Origin of the sequence: Rhodococcus mengyinensis (assembly GCF_048381435.1) — a bacterium.
Lineage (GTDB): Bacteria > Actinomycetota > Actinomycetes > Mycobacteriales > Mycobacteriaceae > Rhodococcus_F > Rhodococcus_F opacus_D.
Genome location: NZ_JBLWIT010000014.1, coordinates 1 through 19,918, shown reverse-complemented (window position 1 = coordinate 19,918; position 19,918 = coordinate 1). Strand labels below are relative to the sequence as shown.

Below are 19,918 nucleotides of genomic sequence, written 5' to 3'. Positions count from 1 at the left end.
GCAGGGGTGACCCGCCCCGAGGGGTCAAAGAAAGGGATGAGGAAGGGATGAATTGAGAGGTCGAACGAGGATCGATGTCGTCGGATCTCCAAACGAAGCGGCCACAATCCGACTCGTCGGCTCGCCGAGCAAGCACGACGAGTCGGACCTAAGCGCACGGCTATTTCGGGCTGACGTGCTCACCCGCTACCGGCGTAGTCCATGTCCCAGACCATCTGCCGCACCGGCCCAGGAGGCGATGTCGGCTCCACCCGCATAACCGCCGCCGAGGAAGCATTCGCCTATGTCGTACACCACGCCCCCGACCTTGACCCGGGCGAGCGCGCATATGGACTGCCGTCGATTATCGGGGCGCCAATGCGGAGAGCGCCGTCCATACGGATGGTCTCACCGGTGAGACAGTCGTGTTCGACGATCATCTGCGCGAGCTGTGCGTACTCGGCGGGCTGGGCGAGGCGCGACGGGAACGGCACGCCCGCTTCGAGGTTCTTGCGGTATTCGTCGGTGACACCGGCGAGCATCGGGGTGTCGACGATGCCGGGGGCGATGGTGTTGACGCGGATGCCGAACTGCGCGAGGTCGCGGGCGGCGGTGACCGAGCGTTCGAGACCGAGTTCGGGCACGGCCTCGGGATGCGGTTCGAGGACGCTGCCGCGTACGCACTCGACGAGAAGGGCCCGACCGCCGCCTCGGTCGGGACGGGGTCGACGACTCTCACACGGCGGGAACGGCAGGTAGCCGAACTTGTCGCCGAGGGCCTGACCAACAGGGCGATCGCCGACAAGCTCGTCATTTCCCATCGCACCTCCCAGGGCCACGTGGAGCACATCCTGGCCAAGCTGGGGTTCACCTCCCGTACGCAGATCGCGGCATGGATTATCGAGCGTAGACAGGGCGGGCAGTCCTGATCTCACGCGCCGGACGCGCTCTCCGTCTCTGGACGTGCTGGGTCAGCCAGCCAGGGTAGGACAGTATGTGTAGGACGACGAGCGCGAGAGCGCGAATTCGAAGATCCCGTAGCCGGTCAGCCCGTTCCACTCGAACTCGCAGCAACGGTCGGTCAGGGCCGAGTCGAGAGTCTTCGGCCCCACGGTCCCGTCGAGCGGGTAGACGTCGAACTCTTCGTGGTCGCGGCCACGAACCTTGCCGTGATGCCCGCCGTAGCCGCCGCCCGCCATGTAGCCACCGCCGGCCGAGGCGTCCGCGTCGACGCGGTAGGTCGCACCACCGGCAGTCACGACCTCCACCGCGCCACTGGCGAGGTCGTTGCCCGCGGTGAACACCAGGTCGTGCCGGACGTCGGTGATGTGGTCGAGTCGGCCGTCGTCATGCATGACGGCCCCCTCCAACAGGATTCGCCCGCCATCCCGGTCCTCGACGAGCAGGAAGCCGAACGTGCGGTCCGGAAACTGCGCCTGATACCAGATGTGCAGGCCCTGGCCCCCGGACATGGTGCGCACCCCGCGGGAACGATCCCGCAGTCCGTACCAGCCGCCGATGTCGGTGGTGGTTCCGTCGAGGGTGAGCGTGCCCTCGTACCGGCCGGGCTGGAACAGATGGTCGAATGAGGTGACGTTTCCGTCGGTGTTCTCCACATCCACCGACCCGAGCCAATAGGGTGCGCGGGCGTGCCAGAGCAAATCCAGTGCGAGGCCGGTCTTGTTCTCGCCCAGCTGGATTCGCCAGGTGGAATTGTCGTCGACCGTCTCCCACCTCAACGGTCCGACGGAGGCGGCGTCGGTCTCGGAGTGTTCGGTTGAGTAGCGGAGATTGCGCTGCTCGGACTCCGTGGTGAGGACGACGAAACCGTCCACGACGTTGCGGGGCGGGTAGACGCCGGCGCCGAGGATTACCGACGGTGTGGTGACGCTGTCCGGGTGGAGATTGAACATGAACCGGTCGAAAAATCTCTCCGGCATCTCCGAGGTGGCCTGCGTTACCAGGGCATCGTGGAATCCGTCGGTCATACGTGCTCCTTCTGGTTGACGGTAGGTGTCAGCGGGAGACAGGCGCGGTCGTCTCCTGCTGACTTTTCGATGGAATCGACCTCTTTTGTGGTCGAGGGTGAAACGGTAGGAGCTCGGCAACTCGCGGGAGCCACACACAAAACACTGCATCAAGCTCGGTCAGTTCTGATCTTCGCTGCCTCGGATGTGCTGAGTCATCAGTTCGCGCGCACGGCCCGAATTGCGGTCGGCGATCGCTTCCGTGATCTCGCGGTGAGCCGTTAGCGAGCAGAGACGGGACTCGTGCGAACTGAAGCGTGCACTATTGGCTGCCGCCGTTAGTACCTCGGCAGTGGCGTGCATGAACGCTGCCAATAGTGTGTTGTGACTTGCATCGCTCACTGCGACGTGCCAAGCCTGACTTGCTGAGAGATACTCGGGGATGTTGTCGAGCGAGTGTGCCTGACGATCCTGGAAGCGGCGAATCGCATCGAGTTCGGCCGTGGTCCGCCGCTGTGCCGCCAGAGCGGCGCATGACGGCTCGATGATTTCGCGCGACTCAGTCAGCGTGGGAGTCTCCGGTCCCCAACCCTGTGCCTGGAGAAAGACATCGAGCGATGTAATCAGGTCTTGCTGCGTTGGGCGAGACACAACGGAGCCGCCGTGACGTCCGGTTAAGGTGACGATCAGTCCTTGTTGTTTCAGGATGGCGAGGGCGTCGCGAACCGCCGCACGGGTGAGTCCACCCTGCTCGACGAGGACTCGTTCGGGCGGTAGGTGATCGCCGGACTTGTATTCCCCGTTGAAGATTTTCGTACGCAGATGCTCGGCGAAGAGCTGCGCGGCTGTAGGTACTCGCACAGGACCGAATGGGGTGTGTCCCTTCGTGTCATGTTCCACGTCCACGGTGCTCCAATCGGGTTCAATATCGACTGGTCCAACCATATCCGGTCTACTTCGGTGCAGCTGGTGCAGCTGGTGCAGCTGGTGCAGCTGGTGCAGCTAGAGACTTGTGATTACTTGGACACTGCCTGCAAACGTAATATCCGGGACAACGACGCTAATAGCACTGTTTGGGTCATTTGGAATTCGCCGTCAATGAATTGTTGCGTGTCTGGGCCAGCTTCAATCCGTCCTCCCAGGTAGAGCCACGGGCAATGAGGGCCCGGTACTTCATGATGTCGCTGCGACGGTTGAGGGTGAGCGCGCCGATCAAGCGGTCGCCGTCTCGGTAGAGGGCAGTGAACACGTCTGTGGCAGGGTCTCCGGTAACGACTGTTGGTTCGCCGATAGGCCGACCAGCGAGTTGAATGCGGTTGCCGTACCAATCGGACCAGAAGTAGGGAATGTGGCGGTAGGGCGTTGCGTTGCTGGGATCGAGCAGGTTACGCATGGCGTGCGCCCCCTGTTCTGCGGCGTTTGTCCAGTGTTCGATCCGAAGTGATGTTTCGAAATCCTGGCTGTACCATCGCGCAACGTCCCCGGCCGCCCACACATTGCCCCCCGCGTGCATCGTTGCATCGCAGACGATGCCGTTGTCGAGGGTTAGTCCCGAACTCGTCAGCCAGTCGGTGGCAGGTGTGGCCCCGATTCCGACCACTACGAGGTCGGCGGGGAGATGTCGTCCATTCGCCAGACGGACCCCTTCGACGCGGTGGTCGCCGGAGATCGACTCGACCGCGACACCGCAGATCAGCTCAGTTCCGTTGCGTTCATGCAGTGCGCTGAGCCACCGTCCGGCGGTCTCGCCGACCGCGCGGACGAGCGGTATAGGGAGCGCCTCCACGACGGTGACTGAGCGACCCCTCTTACGAACGGCGGCGGCAACCTCGGCGCCGATGAATCCGGCGCCGACTACGACCACTCGTGCACCCTGATCCAGAGCCGAACGCACGATTCGTGCGTCGTCGATTGTGCGTAATGTGACCACCCCGTCGAGATGGGCGGCAGCGGGTATGGTGCGCGCAGTGGCGCCGGTCGCGATCAGGGCCGCGTCGTACGGCACCGTGCAGTCCCCGACATGCACGATGCCGTTGGCAAGATCGAGTGAGGTGGCTGGTTGGCCTAGCATCAGGCTCACTCCGAGCCCGTCGGCCAGCTCTTCTACGCCAGTGAAATGGGTGATATGGGAGTCCTGATCGCTGTCGATGTACTCCTTCGACAGCGGTGGACGATCGTAAGGCAGATGCGTTTCCGCCCCGATCAGGGTGAGCCGGCCAGCGTATCCGGCGCGGCGGGCAGTCTCCAGTGCACGCAGGCCAGCCAGCGAACCGCCGACAACGACGATATGTTCCGGGGCCATCGTTTAATCCTGCTCGAGGATGAGTGCGGCGGTTGGGCAGGCCGCGACCGCCTTCTCCACCAACTCGCGCTCGTCCGCGGGGACGTCCTCGCGCAGAAGAAGGAGATCCCCCTCGTCTCCGACTTCGAAGTAGGTTGGGGCAATCGCTTCGCAGTTTCCCAGGGCGGTGCACTTGGCACGGTCGACTACAACTTTCACTGTTCTTCTCCTTCGTGCGCGTACTGTCGTGCCCATTCCTCGAGGGCCGGGAGTTGAGGAAGTTCGTGTTCTATTGCGCGGATGACGATTTCGTCCGTCGGCGTCGTTACGGCACCACGCCAAACCTGGCCTGTGGTGCCGTCGATGGTGATGACATCTCCCACGCGAATCAGCAGCCCGGAAGGGGCGTGGATGCCGTTCGCGCTGCAGGTCAGGTCTTGCGCGCCCACGACTGCAGGAATGTTCCAGCCGCGTGCGACGACGGCGGCGTGGCTCACCAGGCCGCCCTTGGTGGTGAGCAGACCCACGGATGCGGCCATGCCCGCGACGTCCTCGGGCTTGGTTTCGGGACGGACGAGAATGACGTCATCGTCGGCGTCCGCGGCCTCATCGCTGGTCAGTACGACGCGGCCGACGGCCCGGCCGGGAGACGCTCCGAGTCCTGTCGTGACGAGATCGTGGGCGGCGTCATCCGCTCCGACGTGCGCAAGGGCCTCGTCGCGTGCCCGCTGACGAACGGCGGCAGGTACGCGGCTGACTGCCTCGGTGGGAGTCAGCCGGATATCCGGGTCGTTCACGAGGTCGACCGCAATTCGTACGGCGGCGACCGCGCTCCGTTTGCCGGCACGGGTCTGCAGCAACCACAGTCGACCGTTCTCAATGGTGAACTCGACATCGCACACGTCGCGGTAGTGCACTTCCAGGCGACGCAGGGTCTCCTGCAATTCGGTATAGATCGCGGGGTGCAACTGTTCTAGGTCGGCGATCGGCAAGGTATGTGCAGTGCCCGCCACCACGTCCTCGCCTTGAGCCATCGGGAGGTAGTCGCCGTAGAGGGCTGCCTCCCCGGTCGACGGGTCCCGGGTGAAGACGACACCGGTTCCCGAGTTGAGCCCTCGATTGCCGAACACCATTGCTTGTACGTTGACCGCGGTGCCCATCGACTCGTCGATGCCCTCTTTTGCGCGGTAGGTTCGGGCCCGCTGGCTATCCCACGAGCGGAAGACCGCCTCGACCGCTTCACGCAATTGCACCGTCGGCTCGGCCGGGACGTCCCGGCCGGCTACCTGACGGATGCGTTCACGCAGCAAAACGACATGCTCGCGTAAAGACTCCGTGGTGTCGCCGCTGTGGCCGACGTACAACTCGTCGCAGTGCACGCCCATGACGGTGGTGGCATACATGTGCAAGAACCGTCGGTAGCTGTCCCAGGCGAACTTCTCATCACCGGAGACTTTGGCCAACCCTTCGACGGTGTACTCGTTGAGTCCGAGATTGAGCACCGTGTCGAGCATCCCCGGCATGGAAACCGGGGCTCCGCTCCGAACCGCGACGAGCAGCGGATCGTTGTGGTCACCAAACCGGCGGCCCATCCGGTCACCCAGCCGGCTGGTGTGCAGTGTGATGGCCTCGTCCAGCCCCTCCGGCCAGCCCTCCCTCCGATATCGCTGGCAGAGCGGAACCGAGATGGTAAAGCCCGGCGGGACGTTGATCCCGAGTGTCGAGATCATCTCCGCCAGGCCGGCGCCCTTGCCACCGAGCAGGTCCGTCAATGCCCGCGGACGGGCACGGTGCGGGTGATCGAACGGATAGATCGCCGCGGTCAGCGGGGCGGCGTCCCCCAATGCATTCGACTTATGAGCAAGCGGCACGTCAGATCCTTTGGTCATGCCATTTTCAATGGTTGACAGAAACGTAACAGAGATCATAGCGTCTGGGGAAGAGAGACGTAGAAACAGACGGGAAGTGGACACAGTGGCGGCAACCGAGGCGGCATCTCGCGCGGACTTGATGGACATCTCAATATTCGGCCAGGACCGCGAGATGCCGGTCTTCGACGAATTGCGGGCGCACGATCCGGTGCATTGGAACGCACCGTCCCCTCTCGGCCCCGGATTCTGGGCCCTGACGAAGTACGCCGACGTGAAGTCGGCCGCGTCCGACAACATCAGGCTGTCCTCCGCGGGAGGCACGCAGATCCTCGACCGGAAGGTCGAAGGCAAACTCGCAAGCCTGCACAATATGGACGATCCGGAACATGCCCAGCTCCGAAAAATTGCGGTCCCACACCTGCGTGCCCTCCGCGTCCAACAGTGGCAGGACGCGATCGACGAAGCGGTGAAGTATCTGCTCGACGACGTCGCGAGCCGAGCAGGCGAATTCGACATGGTGCACACGGTCTCCGCGAAGCTGCCGATGCTTGTGCTCTCCCGAGTCCTCGGCGTGCCCGCAGCCGATGCGCCGAGAATGGTCGACTGGACCAATCGGCTCACCAGCTCCGACCCAGCCGACGAGGTCGATCAAGCGGCACTGGCCTCGGCTCGCGACGAGGTGATGGCGTACTTCGAGAAACTGACCGAGTTGCGTCGACGTGAGCCCACAACCGACCTGATCAGCGTCCTGGCCAACGGCAAGAAGGATGGTCGGCCGCTTACTTGGGAAGAACTCGCGGCCTACTACATCCTGCTGGTCGCCGCGGGAAACGAGACGGCCCGACATGCAGTCTCCGGTGGCACCATGCTGTTGCACCGGCACCCGGAAACCTGGCAACGCCTGGTCGCCGATCAGAGCCTCCTCCCTTCGGCGGTCGAAGAGATCCTCCGGTGGGTCACCCCCGTCGCAGCAATGCGGCGTACAGCGCTCGAGCCACTTCGGATCGGTGACAAGGACATCGCGGCGGGCGACAAAGTGGTGTTGTGGTTCTCCGCGGCCAACCGTGACCCCGAGGTATTCGAGGCGCCACATGAGTTCCGTATCGATCGGACTCCCAACGAGCACCTGACCTTCGGCTGGGGTATCCACTTCTGCCTCGGCGCACACCTGGCCCGCGCAGAGATCCGCACCTTCTTCGGCGAGGTACTGCGCCGCGGGATCCGATTCGAGGTGATGGGTGAGCCTACTCGAGTGCAGCACAACATCTTCCGAGGTTGGACCCAACTGCCGGTCCGCGTCGGAAAGGCATAACGATGTCCACGATCATGCCGGGCTCCGACACGATGCCCTTCCCACCGAATTCGGTGTATATCGCTGGTGAATGGATTTCCTCCCCCGACCTGGAACGGTTGCCGGTGCTGAACCCGGCCTCGGAGGAGGTAATCGGTTCCATCGTGGACGCGTCCCCAGCCGAGGTGGAGGCAGCTTTCGCCGCCGCCCGGGCCGCGCTACCGAAATGGTCGGCGACGGCACCGGGCGAGCGAGCCGACGTTCTCGACCGACTTGCCGACGCGTTCCGTGAGCACGGTGAGGAGCTGGCGGTTCTTGCCTCCCGTGAGATCGGCATGCCCATCAAGGAGTCCCGCGCCGGTCAGGCCGACCTGCCCGAGCGCGTGCTGCGTAGCACCGCAGATATCGCCCGAAACTTCCCATGGGAAGCCCGCGACGCATCCGGAACTACGGTCATCCGCGAACCAGTCGGGGTGGTACTCGGCATCACACCGTGGAATTTCCCTGTGCACCAGATCGTCGCCAAGCTGGCGCCGGCGCTCGCGGCAGGCTGCACTATCGTGCTGAAGCCTGCCGAACTCACACCCTTGAACGGACTGTTCGTCGCAGCCCTCTGTGAGCGGATCGGGGTGCCGTCCGGCGTCGTCAATGTGCTGACCGGTAGAGGGGCGACTACGGGGGAGGCGTTGGTTCAATCCGGCCAGTACGACCTCGTCTCGTTCACTGGCTCACTGGCAGTTGGTCGCCACATCGGTGCGGTCGCCGGTGAGCGAGTCGTTCGCGCGACGTTGGAGCTCGGAGGAAAGTCGCCCGCTGTGGTCCTTGACGACGCGGACGTCGAGGCAGCTGTGCGTGCCACCGTGCGCAACTGTTTCACCAACGCCGGCCAGAAGTGCAACGCCCCCACCCGCCTCATCGTGCCGGAGGCTCGACGTGAGGAAGCTGTTTCTATCGCCGCGTCGGCGGCCGCGGCGTACGTACTCGGGGACCCGCTCGACGAGAACTCCACGATGGGCCCGCTGGCGTCCGCCGAGCAGCGCGAGAAAGTCTTGAGCTGTGTGGAAGGTGCACGCGCGCGCGGTGCACGCGTTGCAGGCGGTGGTGCGGTGGACGGGGTCAATCGCGGCTACTTCGTTCGCCCGGCGATCATCACCGACGTCGAACCAGACGACCCGGTCGTACAGGAAGAGATCTTCGGTCCCGTCCTCGTCGTTCTCGGGCACGAGGGTGAAGACGATGCGGTCAGGCTCGCCAACGACACCCCGTACGGTCTGTCCGCCGAGGTGTGGTCGGGGAACCCCGCCCGAGCCGCGGACCTAGCGCGCCGAATCCACGCCGGGCAGGTGCGTGTGAACGGGGTGCGGACACCGGCCCTGCCGATCTCGCCGTTCGGCGGTTACAAGGCGTCCGGGCTCGGCCGTGAATTGGGGCCGTTCGGCCTCGAGGAGTACGTCGAGGTCAAAGCCGTTCTTGGCGACCCAAGTGATTCGATCCCATCGAAAGAGGAGCCGCAGTGCGTGCTGTAGTCACCTGGAACCCGGGCGAGCCTTTTACCATCCACGACAACGTCTGCCGCCCGGCACCTGGGCCGGGTGAAGTGGTGGTGCGCATCCGCGCGGCCGGTGTGTGCCAGACCGATATCGCGTTGTCGAAAGGTGCTTTCGGGCAGTCGACACCGGTCGTCCTCGGCCACGAAGGCGCCGGCGAGATCACCGAACTCGGGCCGGGCGTAACCGGCCTCATCCCCGGTGATCGAGTGCTCGTCACCTGGGTACCGCCATGTGGTCGTTGCTACCACTGCGTGCGAGGGGAAACCTACATCTGCTCCAATCGTCGCCGCTCTAGTGAGCGAGGAGACTCGGGAAGTCTCTCGGTCGGCGGAGTGCCAGTCCAAGCCGGAATGGGCACCGCAACCTTCGCGGAGGAGACCGTCGTCCCGGCCACCGGAGTGCTGCCGCTTCCAGACGACATCCCCTTCGAGTACGCCGCATTGTTGGGTTGCGCCGTACCCACCGGATGCGGTGCAGCACTGAACTCGGCGCGGGTGCGAGCCGGAGAGTCGGTGCTGGTCATTGGTTGCGGCGCGGTGGGGTTGAGCGCTATCCAAGGAGCTGTCATCGCCGGTGCGGCCGACATCGTTGCGGTGGACCTACAAGATCCTCGTCGCCGAGCGGCGCTGGAGTTCGGTGCGACTGCGGCCCTGCCACCCGGTTCGGATCCGAGGGAGAGTTTGGTGGACGCGCCCGGATTCGACGTAGTGATCGACGCCGTCGCGCGGTCATCGACCATTCGCGCCGGGTGGCAAGCAGCTCGACGCGGCGGTCGCGTCGTCGTCGTCGGCGCCGGCAAGCCCGACGACATGGTGCAGTTCAGTGCGCAGGAGCTGTTCCATGACGGGAAGCAACTCATCGGGTCCTTTTACGGTTCTTCGGATATGCGCCGCGAACTTCCGCGACTCATCGCCCTGTGGAGGGCCGGGCGACTCGACCTCAGTCGCATGGTCTCCGAAGTCGTGGACCTCGAACGGATCAACGACGTCGTGGCCCGGCAGACAGCAGGCGAAGTCGTGCGTTCCGTCCTATTGGTTTGACCAGTGTCTCCCGGTAGACGCGACGCAACCACGCAGGTCACGCGATTGATCGGCGAAACCAGTGGGCGGCCGGGACCTGGGACGGCGTCGACGGCGCGGGCACCTCTGAGTTCGCAGACCGTCGCAGCCGGTCCTACATCTATTCAGCAACGTGCGCGACACGGCGTCAGCCGGTCCGTTTGAAGGAGACCACATTCATGGGTAATCAGACGCTCGCAAACACCCCGCTCGACCGTGAGGCGCTTGACCGGTTGCTACGGCCCGAGCGGATTGCCTTGGTCGGCGCGAGCGACAAGAACCTGTTTTCTCGTCGAGCATTCGCACAGCACCACAGGGTCGCAGCGGCCAAACAGCTGACCCTGGTCAACCCGCGCAGTCGGCAGGTTCACGGCGTCCACACGGTGCCGACGTGCGGTGACATCGACGGCGGTATCGACTGCGCGTTCCTCATGACACCGCAGCATGCGACCGGCGAAGCGCTGATAGATGCCGCTGCCGGTGGTGCGAAGGCGGCTGCCGTGCTCGGCCAGGGTTGGGCGGAGGAGGGATCCGAAGGCGTACAACGGCAAGAGGAGCTTGTCGCGCTCGCCGAGGAACTCGGGGTTGTGCTGCTCGGGCCCAATCACCTCGGGTTTGCGAATCTCTGGGACGGCGTGGCTCCGTGCGCTCTGGGTTTGGACATGCCGGTCGAGCCGGGCGCCTTCGCTCTGGTTTCCCAGAGCGGCGCAGTGGGATCGTCGATGGTCGGCTACGCCGGCCGGCAAGACGTCCGATTCAGCTTCGTCGTGACGACCGGTAACGAGGCGATGGTTACGGTTGCAGATGTAGTGCGCTACCTCGTGGAGGACGAGCACACCCGCGCTATCGGCATCTTCGCGGAGACGATCCGCAAGCCCGCGGTCTTCCGTGCTGCCGCCCGGCGCGCAGCCGAGCTGGGAAAAGCACTCATCATCCTCAAGGCCGGGTCGAGCGAACTCGCCGCACAGACTGCTCAAGCACACACCGGTGCACTTGTCGGCGACGATCGGGTGATCGACGCGGTATTGCGTCAGGACGGTGTGATCCGAGTGCGCTCGGTCGAGGACCTGATCTGCGCGGGAATGCTCTGCGCCGGTACCGGACCGTTGCGTGCCAGCGGCGTCGGAGTCATGTCGGTCTCCGGTGGCGCTTGCGACCTCATCGCCGACCGCGGTCAGGACGTTGGACTCCGGTTGCCGCCGCTCTCGTCGGCGACCAAGGACCAACTTGCGCAGGTACTGCCAGCATATGGCCACCCCCAGAACCCGCTCGACGTCACCGGATCGGCCGCGACCCGGCCCGAGGTGTGGCGCAGCGCGTTCGAGTCGCTGGCCGCCGAGCCCACGATCGGGCTGATCGGCGCAGTCACCTCGCTACCGACGCCTGGCGAACCGCAACGCGACGACACCTTTCATGCCGTCGGCGCGGCAATCAGGGCCACCGGCGTCCCCGGCGTGATCTTCCCGCAGATCGATCAGATTCAGAACGATCATGTGCGCGAGGTCAAGTCAGCGTCCGGAGTGGACATCGTGCTGCCGAGCGTCGAGCGCTTTGCTCTTGCCGCCGCCGGACTCGGGCGTTGGTCGGACTGGCTACGGACCCGGCCGGGCCGGCCTGCGGCGTCTTCGGCGTCGCACGGCGATATCACCCTGCCGGGCAGTGGGCCGCTCAGCGAACTGGCCGGACGGGACCTGCTCGAGCGGGCCGGCATTCCTGCCGTACCCGCGACACTCGCAACCAGCGCTGACGACGCCGCTGCCGCCGCGGTCCGATTGGGTGAACCGGTGGCGCTCAAGATGTGCTCAGCGCAGGTAGCCCACAAGACCGAACTCGGAGGCGTCGAACTCGGCGTCTCCGGTACGACAGAGGTCGCTGCGGCATACGAGCGTCTGGCCGCTCGGGCTCAGGCGGCAGGTGTCGAACTCGACGGTGTGCTCGTCAGCCCCATGCGAACGGGCGGCGTGGAACTTCTCGTGGGAGTGACACACGATCCCGACTGGGGTCCCGTCATAGCCGTTGCGGTCGGTGGTGCATTGGTGGAACTGCTCGACGACAGCGCCCTACGGGTGCTGCCGGTCGGACCGGACGAAGTTCGATCGATGTTCGAAGAACTGCGCGGCTACAAATTGCTGACCGGATTCCGGGGAAGCAAGCCCGCAGACATCGACGGTCTTGTCGACGTGGTACTCCGGCTGTCGGAGTTGGCGCTAGCACTCGGGCCATCGGTCGAGTCGGTCGAGATCAATCCGTTGTTGGTGGACGGCGACCGGATTGAGGCACTCGATGTCCTGGTCACACGGTCCGTTCCGTCCTGAGTCAGGCCCTACCCTTCCTTGAACTGATGATTGGAAACGAATATGGTTAGACCGCCTTTGACAGGAAACGGTATGACTCCCGCTGCAGCCGAAAGCGTCGAGGCGGACCGTATGGTGCACGCACTGCAAAGTGCTGGGATGGCGGTGCCGAGTGCCGAATTGGTCGGCATGGAGAAGGCACCCATCGGGATCGGCGCCATGGCCGATACCTTCCGAATCCAGCTAACTTGGTCGGAAGAATCCGCCGGTCCTCGCTCACTCGTCATCAAGAAGCCGTCCGCAGACCCGGCTGCCGCGGCGACGGCTGCTTCGCTCGGCGCCTACGAACGCGAGGCCAAGTTCTATGTTGAGTTGGCGCCACGCACCGCGGTTCGGGCGCCGCGGCTGTTGGGGGTCGAACTCGACGACGGCATTCCGAGCACCGTGCTGCTGGAAGATCTGTCCGAGGACTACCATCCCGGCGACCAGTTCGCCGAGCTGGCGCTACCGCTGCTGCGCCAGGCGCGGCATCAGCTCGTGCTGTTGCAAGCGCCATTCTGGCAGAATGCGGACACCGCAAACCTGGACTGGCTGCACCGGCGCCTCGGCGTCCCGATCCCGGCCATCGTCGAGCGGATGCAGCGCTCGTGGTCGTCGGCCCGCTCGACAATCGGGAGCGGCCTGACCAGCGACGAACGAGCCTGTGTCGACCGATTCGTGAGTCGCGCTGGTGAATGGGCGTCCGGCCTGAATGGACCGTGTTCGCTTGTCCACCACGATTATCGAGTCGACAACATGCTCTTCGGCCAGAACGAGATCGTCGTGCTCGACTGGCAAACCATCGGCTGGGGTCCCGCAATGTTCGACGTGGCCTACCTGCTCGGTACCTCACTTGAACCGGAGCGCCGGCGCGCCGTCGAACGGGACGAAATTGCCCGACACGTCGACGAGCTTGCCCAGCATGGCGTGGACTGGGACGCTGCCGAAGCCTGGCAGGCATACCGCCAGGCGGCATTCGCCGTGCTCCTGATGCTGGTGCCGCCCATCGCAAGTGTCAAAACCAACGCGCGTATGGAGGCAATGTACGGCCGCCTGATCGCATTCGGAGCGCGCATGGCAATCGATCTGGATGCTCTCGATCTCCTGCCCGCTTGACCAAGATCCTGACTTACTTTCGCTATCTCCATCTGGGTACGACCATCGGAGGAACCATGACCATTCCCGAGCAAACGGTCCTCGCGACCCCAGGCGCTTTCGAGCCTGTCGGCACCGGACTCAACGTCTACGAAAACCCGGAGCCGGTCGAGGGCCGCGCACAGTGGCTGGACACACCTGAAGATGTTATCTCCTTCGTTGAGAGCGGGGAGGACGTCAGCGATGTGATTGTGATCGCACGCGGCGGAACCACGACGTTCCTGTCCATGGCATTGAACGCCGGGGTACGTGGTGTGATTACCCTGCAAGGCGCACCGGAGAGCCACCTTGGAATCCTCAGCCGCGAATACGGCATTCCATGCATCATGTCGGTCGCCTTCGACAAGGGCGTCCGTACCTCTCGCGGCGAAATCATCCCGGCGGACGGCGTCCGCGTGCGCATGGATCTCATCTCTCGCCCGACGGGCACCGTGAGCGTCGAAACGGGTGCGCCCGTGGATGATACGCCGACGCCGGACAGCGCCCCAGCCATGACGGCCGAACAGTTGGCGCAGATCCAGTTGTTGCTCAACAAGTTTCAGGGCGAGGTTCCGCGCGGGCGAGAAGGCCACGAGGTCATGGTCGCCCGCCAGACCTCGGCGGTGCTCGACCTCGATGACACGTCGATGAACCGTGAGCTCACCGTGGACGAGGTCAACGATGTGCTGCACTACCTTGCCTGGAACGAGTGGGACGCCCTCGCCGCCCGTGCCACCGAGGGCGAGTCCGGTCTGATTCCCCGTCAGGAGTACGAGGCTATGGGGATCATGGACAGCTGGTTTCATCACCCGGAGTGGCTCACAGCCATCCAGGATCACGTGGGTGCTGACGGAATCAGCGAGATCGCGAGCCGAGCACGCAGGGAGATCGGCACCAAGATCAATATGTTGCACATCTGGGCGTGCGCCAGCGCACCGAGCTTCGGGCGGGGTATCGCTCTGGAACTCGGTCTGCATGACTACGACTACCGTACGCGGCGGATCACTGAAGCGATGAGCACAGTTCGACATCTGTACAGGGGCTTGTGGGGATCTGGACCAATGTTCGCGTCGATGCGCGATTACCAGGCCCCCATCCTCGATCCGTCATGGATCGCCCACTTCGAATCCGACCGCATTGCACTCTCCGACGAGAACGGCCGGTCGACGTTCCAGCGCTTCAACGGCGCACTCGAACTGCTCGGATTTCTTGTGCACTTCGACAATCGCCTCGGACTCGGCGACAGCGGCCCGTATCCCACCGCGGACGGCGGCTTCGTCATCGTGCGTGATCTGTTCATCAATGAACCGGCATACCCGTGGTCGGACACCACGCAGGGCCTGCCGTATGCCGTGACGATCGCGATGTTCTTCGCGGGTGATACTGACCTCGAGACGAAGGTGTTCGATCTTTCGACGATGTTCACCGAACCGAGCAACTACCTGCCCCACGTCACCGGCGTGGCGGTCTATGCCCGCGAGAAGTTCGATACACCAATCGACCAACTGCGCACATTGTCGTTGGAGGACATGGCGCAATTGCGGGCCGAGGCAGAAGCCAAGTCCGAAGCGCTCTACAAGCGGATAGCCGCTATGAGCCAACAGGAGAAGGTGATGGCCGGCGCGGTTGTCTACGCCTCAGGCTTCCTGCTGCCCTTCGCCCGCGCGGCGGGAATCTATGACGATCTCGTTCGCGATCACGGATTCATGTCGATTCATCCCGTCGTTGAAGCGTGCCACGACAGGATGGTCGGGGGCGTCGCCAGCGAGATGATCCCGCGGCTCTTCCTGACGGGCTCGTGGGCCAACGACGTACCGCCGCACAGCAGCGACACCGTATCGACCATGCCCGACGAGTTCGAGGTACTTCAGGCAATCCGAACTCGTGGGTTCGCAACCGTGGAGCAGATCTCCATCAGTAGCGGCATCCCGGCGGAACGTGTTCGCGAGGTGGTTGCGGCGAGCGAAGAGAAGGGCTTCGTCAAGCAACGCACGGGACGGATCACCGGAGCAAGCCTCACCCCGGTGGGCCGTGCACGTCTGCTGCTGGTCACCGAGGCGGCGGTAACCGCCGACCAGCACGCAGTCATCACGTCTGCCTATGACGTGTTTCTCGGGCCAAACCGCGCCTTCAAGGCCATCGCCTCGTCCTGGCAGATCGATCAGGACCTCACTACCACGCTCAGCGGCCTGTCGCCCGTCCACCACGATGTTGCCGCGGTCATAGCGCAAGCGGCCACTGCACAGCCCAGATTTGGTCTCTATCGCCAGCGCCTGGACCATGCGCTCGAACAATTCCGGAACGGAAACACCGACGCACTAGCCCGTCCGATGGTCGAGTCGTATCACGACATCTGGATGGAGTTGCACGAAGACCTGTTGGCCACGCTGGGTCGCGCACGCACCGACCACGATGAGTGACGAACGCTCGGTGGGGGCTCGACGGAACAACCAGCTCGATCCCCGGATCCCGATTCCTGGCACCACCAACGTCCGAGACGTAGGCGGATACCCCACAGGCGACGGAAAGCGGACCGCGATGGGCCGGCTGTATCGATCGGAGGTTCTCGGGCTTTCCGGATCCGGTGCCGAATCGCTATGGGATGAACTCCGCACAGAGGATTATCAGTGCCTACGTCTCAGGTCAATTGTCGACTTGCGGTCGCACCGCGAGGCCAGAATGATCCCGTCTGCCTGGGATCGAGCGACCGGCGCACAGCTGTTTCACGCTCCGATCCCCGAAGGTGTCGAAGGAAGTGAGACTGACTTCATGCGCCTGCTGCGGGACGGCAAGATCACCACATTCGACGAGGAAGATCTAGGCCGGTGGTACCAACTGGTACTACGTCGCCGCACCGACGTGCTGGGCGAGGTGATCCGGGTACTGTCAAATCCGCACCACCTCCCGGCTCTCGTGCACTGCCACGCCGGAAAGGATCGAACCGGCCTCGTTGTGGCCCTTGTTCTGGAAGTGGTCGGCGTGCCGCGGAACGTCGTGACCGCCGACTACGCACTGACAAGTAGGTATCGACCCGACCGGGCGGCCGAGCATGCTGCTCTGCTCGAGCGCCTCGGAATCCACGTCGACGACGTTCGGTCCTTGTGGGAGGCGCCGGCGCGGGCGATGGAGTCGGCGCTCGAATTCCTCGACATCACCTACGGGGGAGTTGCTGCGTACCTCACGAACGAATGCTCAGTCACCCCCGCGCACATCGAGTCACTGCGCGCCCAGATGCTGGAGGATGCATGAACCCCACCACCCAAACCGAGCCCTCTATGGCGGGTGACATCGCCGAGGCCCTCCGAGCTGGTGGATCGTTGCCAGAAGGCGGGAGTGTCGAGCAGTGCCGAGCGCTGCCACTTGGGGCCGGCCAGCTTGCCGACAGCTACCGCGTCGAGCTCACCTACACCCCCGGGCCGTCAGGCCCGTCGTCCGTGTTCGTAAAGCTGCCCCCCAGCGACACACACTCGGCAGCAACGGCATCCAGAATCGGCGCATTCGATCGGGAGCGATTCTTCTACGCAGAACTCAGGCCGCGCCTCGACATCCGGACACCGAGGTTCCTTGGCAGCCTTCCCCGAGGGGACGGTCCGCCCGGGCTGATTCTGCAGGATCTCTCCTCCGCCACCCGTCCCCTGGACCAACTGCGCGACGGTACGATCGAACAGGTTGAATCTGTCGCAGATCAGCTGGCGGGACTCCAGGCCCCCTTCTGGGATGACGAGGATGCCGTGGGTGGCACCGACCGCTTCTACAACCGGACCGAAGACCACATCACGGGTCTCGCTGAACGCTATGAACAGTCGTGGCATCGGCACCGGGACACCGTCGGCGCTCTCCTAGACCCACAACAGCGGCAACTCATCGAGACATTCGGTCACCGCTGCCTCAGCTGGGCGTCCGGAATTCGAGGGCCCCGCACACTCGTGCACCAGGACCTTCGCCTCGATAATCTGCTGTGGGGTGATGCCGGCGCCTGGATAGTCGACTGGCAGACGCTGGCCTGGACCTCACCCGCCTGGGACCTCGCATTCTTCCTGGGCACTGCACTTGACCCCGACACTCGCCGCCGAGTGGAACAGCGACTGCTCGAAGCGCACGTGAGTGCGCTGCACGACCGCGGCGTACAGGGGTGGGATATCGATACCGCAGAGCGTGAGCACCGACGGCTCAGCGGCTCCGTACTTATCGCCATGGTTGCCGCACTCGCATTCGTGCAGCCCACCGCGCGCGGTTTCGAAATGTTTGCCTCACTCATCCATCGCGGTGCCCACCAGGCACTCGACCACGACTTGCTGTCTTTCATCTGAAATCCAAAAGGAGAACCTGTGCTGAGCAAATGGGACGACTATCCGGTGCACCAGGCGGCGCTGCCTGTGGCGCAGACCGCCTCGAGCGACCTAGGCCGCTATGACCGCCACTGGATGGCAATGCACGACATCGACTTGACCACCCAGGTCGGCTTCGGTCTCAGCGTTCATCCGAACCGCGGTATCGTCGACGCCTCGATCAGCATCGCGCGTGACGGGCGCCAAGACTCGGTGTTCGCCTCCTCCCGACTCTCGCGCGATCGCGACACAATCGCGGGCCCCCTGCGAGTCGAAGTCATCGAACCGATGCGCGTGCTACGTGTAGTGCTCGAGGAGCACGACGGTATCTCGGCCGACCTCACCTTCACCGGTGTAACACAGCACATCGAAGATGGACGGATGAGACGAGACTCAGGAACGACTCTCGTCTCGGAACGTCTCCGTACAGTGCAATTCGGAGACTGGTCCGGCGAATTCACCGTCGGCGGGGAAACCGTAACCTGCTCGCCCGACAAGTGGCGGGGCTTCCGAGACCGCTCGTGGGGCAGTCGGACCACCGGCACTGTGGCCGAAGGTCGACACGGTGTACACAAGAGCGCCATCTACTTTGCCTGGACGCTGCTGCGATTCGAGGACGAATGCTTGCTCGTAGCCGTAAATGAGATGCCGGACGGCCGCAGCGAAGCACGAACGGTCGCCGTCCTGCCCTTCCTGAAGGCCGGCGACCCGGCTTACGGCGAAGAGGATCGGATCCTCCGCGGCGACACCTTCCAATTCGACATCGACTACCGGCCTGGGACTCGCCGCGCCCAACATGTTGACCTCACCGTCGGACCGCGTGGGCTGGTCAACCGGAAGATCACCATTGAACCCGAAGGTCTATTCCTCATGCAGGGATTGGGCTATTACCACCCGATGTGGAAGCACGGTACCGATCATGGGAAAGACATTGTCGGAACGGACAGTTGGAAGCTTGCGGGCCTCGATCCGAGCGCGATGGAAAACGTTCACGCACAGCAGATTTGCCGAGCAACCCGCGCCGACGGTGCGATAGGACTGGGCTTGTTCGAGCACGTGGCGATCGGACCGCACCTGCCTTCCGGATTGCCTGACGGGATTGCGCCACTCGGCCAGTGACGGCCTTGAATCACCACTCGAGCTGTTGCCGGGAGGCGGTCGATTCCGACGGGATTGAGGTTGCCCCTTGAGAGTGGACACCGGATTTCATGCGGCAACTGACAGCGTAGACGACGCGATCAGTCGTTGTTCGAACTCCACCGGGGAGAGGTATCCCAGCGCGGAGTGACGGCGACGTCGGTTGAAGTACGAGAGCCACTCGAACAGCTCCAGCCGTGCCTGCGACTTCGACGTCCAACTCCGTCCGTGCAGCCACTCCCTCTTGAGTCCTTGGAAGAACGACTCGGCGAGAGCATTGTCGTAACTCGAGCCGACCCGGCCTCGACTCGGGCGGATCCCATGACGGCGGCATACATCGCCGAAAGTCTTTGCGGTGTACTGAGATCCGCGATCGCTATGGAATACGACCCCATGGACATCACCACCGCGGGTGCGCACCGCCATCTCGATCGCGTCCGTGACGAGCTCGGTGCGCATATGGTCGGCGATGGACCACCCCACCACCCGACGTGAACAGATGTCGATCACCGTCGCCAAAAACAACCACGACGAGCCCACCGGAATGTAGGTGACGTCCCCACACCACTTGGTATCCACAGCCGAAGCGGTGAAGTCCCGCATCACCAGATCCGGGACCGGTGGAGCTGACTTGTCCGCGATGGTCGTGCGCTTGGTGCGGCGCAGGTGCCGGCCCACGACGTGGTTGATTCGCATCAGCCGAGTCACCCGCTTGCGGTTGATCTTGCGCCCGCGGGAGCGGAGTTCGGCGTGCACCCGCGGGGCGCCGTAGGCGCTGCGGTGCTTGGCATGGATGGCGCGGATCTCGGCGACCGTCGTGGCCTCGTCGGCCTGGCGGTCGGCGCGAGCATCCTCGGTGGCCAGGTGCTTGTAGTAGCCGGAGCGGGAGGTCCCGAGCACCCGGCACAGCCGCTGCACGCCGAACTCGGCGCGATGGTCGGAGATGAAGTCCCAGCGGCGGGTCTTCACTTCACCTCCTTTGCGAAATA

General features: G+C 64.1%; 15 protein-coding genes and 2 pseudogenes. 10 read left to right on the top strand and 7 right to left on the bottom strand.

Translation table 11 applies throughout. The features are described 5' to 3' along the window. Positions 1–356 precede the first annotated feature (356 nt). A pseudogene (locus ACNJ7E_RS01270) lies at positions 357–599 on the bottom strand (SDR family oxidoreductase); the annotation flags it as partial. On the opposite strand from ACNJ7E_RS01270, the pseudogene ACNJ7E_RS01265 reads away from it, so the two are divergent. Next, positions 576–908 (top strand): annotated as a pseudogene (locus ACNJ7E_RS01265) (response regulator transcription factor); the annotation flags it as partial. The pseudogenes ACNJ7E_RS01270 and ACNJ7E_RS01265 sit on opposite strands and share 24 nt — an antisense overlap. Positions 909–950: 42 nt before the next feature. On the opposite strand, the gene ACNJ7E_RS01260 reads toward ACNJ7E_RS01265, so the two are convergent. The 5 genes from ACNJ7E_RS01260 to ACNJ7E_RS01240 form a co-directional block, all read right to left on the bottom strand. After that, positions 951–1,967, bottom strand: a complete 1,017-nt coding sequence (locus ACNJ7E_RS01260; RefSeq protein WP_418338839.1) for an Rv3169 family protein — start codon at positions 1,965–1,967, stop codon at positions 951–953. A 159-nt stretch (positions 1,968–2,126) separates the two neighbouring features. After that, on the bottom strand, positions 2,127–2,852 hold the full coding sequence (locus tag ACNJ7E_RS01255) for a FadR/GntR family transcriptional regulator (protein ID WP_418338838.1): 726 nt from the start codon (positions 2,850–2,852) through the stop codon (positions 2,127–2,129). Positions 2,853–3,024: 172 nt separating this feature from the next. Then, positions 3,025–4,248 (bottom strand): NAD(P)/FAD-dependent oxidoreductase, encoded by a 1,224-nt coding sequence (locus tag ACNJ7E_RS01250; protein ID WP_418338837.1) that lies wholly within the window; start codon positions 4,246–4,248, stop codon positions 3,025–3,027. 3 nt (positions 4,249–4,251) lie between these two features. Further along, positions 4,252–4,446: a ferredoxin gene (locus tag ACNJ7E_RS01245; RefSeq protein WP_044475678.1), complete on the bottom strand. Its 195-nt coding sequence runs from the start codon at positions 4,444–4,446 to the stop codon at positions 4,252–4,254. After that, a complete protein-coding gene (locus ACNJ7E_RS01240; protein ID WP_418338862.1) occupies positions 4,443–6,116 on the bottom strand; it encodes a pyruvate, phosphate dikinase in 1,674 nt (557 codons plus the stop codon). The genes ACNJ7E_RS01245 and ACNJ7E_RS01240 overlap by 4 nt, the downstream gene beginning before the upstream one ends. 121 nt (positions 6,117–6,237) lie before the next feature. Here ACNJ7E_RS01240 and ACNJ7E_RS01235 point away from each other — a divergent pair, with 121 nt between their 5' ends. From ACNJ7E_RS01235 to ACNJ7E_RS01195, 9 genes are all read left to right on the top strand, one after another. Continuing rightward, positions 6,238–7,410, top strand: a complete 1,173-nt coding sequence (locus tag ACNJ7E_RS01235) for a cytochrome P450 (protein ID WP_050785285.1) — start codon at positions 6,238–6,240, stop codon at positions 7,408–7,410. Positions 7,411–7,412: 2 nt separating this feature from the next. Beyond that, positions 7,413–8,915, top strand: coding sequence for an aldehyde dehydrogenase family protein (locus tag ACNJ7E_RS01230; protein WP_418338836.1), 1,503 nt, complete (start codon positions 7,413–7,415; stop codon positions 8,913–8,915). Further along, on the top strand, positions 8,903–9,979 hold the full coding sequence (locus tag ACNJ7E_RS01225) for a Zn-dependent alcohol dehydrogenase (protein WP_418338835.1): 1,077 nt from the start codon (positions 8,903–8,905) through the stop codon (positions 9,977–9,979). Before ACNJ7E_RS01230 ends, ACNJ7E_RS01225 begins: the two co-directional genes overlap by 13 nt. Before the next feature lie 197 nt (positions 9,980–10,176). Further along, positions 10,177–12,312 carry an acetate--CoA ligase family protein gene (locus ACNJ7E_RS01220; RefSeq protein WP_418338834.1) on the top strand — a complete coding sequence of 712 codons (2,136 nt, stop codon included), beginning with the start codon at positions 10,177–10,179 and terminating at the stop codon, positions 12,310–12,312. A 72-nt stretch (positions 12,313–12,384) separates the two neighbouring features. After that, positions 12,385–13,446, top strand: coding sequence for a phosphotransferase family protein (locus ACNJ7E_RS01215; protein WP_418338833.1), 1,062 nt, complete (start codon positions 12,385–12,387; stop codon positions 13,444–13,446). Further along, positions 13,443–15,884 carry a PEP-utilizing enzyme gene (locus ACNJ7E_RS01210; RefSeq protein ID WP_418338832.1) on the top strand — a complete coding sequence of 814 codons (2,442 nt, stop codon included), beginning with the start codon at positions 13,443–13,445 and terminating at the stop codon, positions 15,882–15,884. Before ACNJ7E_RS01215 ends, ACNJ7E_RS01210 begins: the two co-directional genes overlap by 4 nt. After that, entirely contained in the window at positions 15,877–16,713 is an 837-nt protein-coding gene (locus ACNJ7E_RS01205) for a tyrosine-protein phosphatase (protein WP_418338831.1), read from the top strand. The genes ACNJ7E_RS01210 and ACNJ7E_RS01205 overlap by 8 nt, the downstream gene beginning before the upstream one ends. Next, positions 16,710–17,774, top strand: a complete 1,065-nt coding sequence (locus ACNJ7E_RS01200; protein ID WP_418338830.1) for a phosphotransferase family protein — start codon at positions 16,710–16,712, stop codon at positions 17,772–17,774. The genes ACNJ7E_RS01205 and ACNJ7E_RS01200 overlap by 4 nt, the downstream gene beginning before the upstream one ends. Before the next feature lie 18 nt (positions 17,775–17,792). Continuing rightward, positions 17,793–18,911 (top strand): Rv3169 family protein, encoded by a 1,119-nt coding sequence (locus ACNJ7E_RS01195; RefSeq protein WP_418338829.1) that lies wholly within the window; start codon positions 17,793–17,795, stop codon positions 18,909–18,911. A gap of 87 nt (positions 18,912–18,998) precedes the next feature. Here ACNJ7E_RS01195 and ACNJ7E_RS01190 read toward each other — a convergent pair. Then, on the bottom strand, positions 18,999–19,918 hold a 920-nt coding region (locus ACNJ7E_RS01190; protein WP_418338796.1), incomplete at its 5' end, for an IS3 family transposase.